This window comes from Bacillus sp. LR--39 (assembly GCF_053613335.1).
The window spans coordinates 1-819 of the sequence record NZ_JBSIOT010000643.1 but is presented as its reverse complement, the minus strand read 5'-3'; the positions used below and the strand labels follow the sequence as shown (position 1 = coordinate 819).

Annotated in this window: 1 protein-coding gene and 1 pseudogene; both read right to left on the bottom strand. The window is 45.3% G+C overall.

The genetic code is table 11. The features are described 5' to 3' along the window. Positions 1 to 173 (bottom strand): phage terminase large subunit (locus ACWHAR_RS25530; protein WP_452088241.1); only part of this gene is annotated, 173 nt, incomplete at its 3' end. After that, a pseudogene (locus tag ACWHAR_RS25525) lies at positions 170 to 741 on the bottom strand (terminase small subunit). The pseudogene ACWHAR_RS25525 and the gene ACWHAR_RS25530, both read right to left, overlap by 4 nt. Positions 742 to 819 lie beyond the last annotated feature (78 nt).

The window sequence follows — 819 nt, the reverse complement described above, 5'->3', positions numbered from 1 at the left end:
AACACCTCCCGGATCACAAGGGCCGTCCGTTTTTCCTTCAGCAGCTTTAGCACGATTTTCAATGCCGTATGATAGCTTTTGGATGAGCCGTAGCCGCCGACGAGAAACTGGTACGTCTGCTCCCAATTGAACACGTAATCTTCGAAATGTGGGTTGATTTCTTTTACAATCATGACTTGCGCTCTTTTCGTTTGATCATGATTTCAAGCGGCGCTTGGCTGTCATCTGTTTTCTCCGCTTTTTGTTTGGCAAGCTTCAATTTCTCGTTTTCAATTTTTTGTTTAAATTGATCCGGAAACAAATCAAAATATAAGGACAGCTTCTCGAGCGCCTTCATTTTATCGGCCAGCTTGATGGCGATGCCTTCTTTGCCGAGCTTTGCTTCCGTCACAATGGTGCCGTCAACGAGCCCGGAGTCTTTGACATCGACAAAGCTGATTTCCTTCATAATCGGGTTATCATCTTCATCAAACAGCGGACCCGATTTCCCGACAGCCTGGACCTCTTTTTTTCCAAAGGTCACATAGTCCGTAATATCCGCAAACGCGATCTTGATATAAACCTGCAGCACATCCATCGCTTCAATAAACATCTCATTGACCATTTCTTTTTTTATGCGTCTGATTTCAGCAGCGACCTTTTCTTTTTTAAGAGCCGGCTGCCCGTCACATGAGCGCTGTCCGGAGAATAGCCCGCTTTGATTGCTGACTGTGTGGCATTGAAGCTTTTGACGTAATACAGGCAAAACAGCCGCTGGCGTTCATTTAATTCGTCGTTGTCTATAGGGCGCTGTTTTTGTTCGTTTTTGGACGCAGAAAA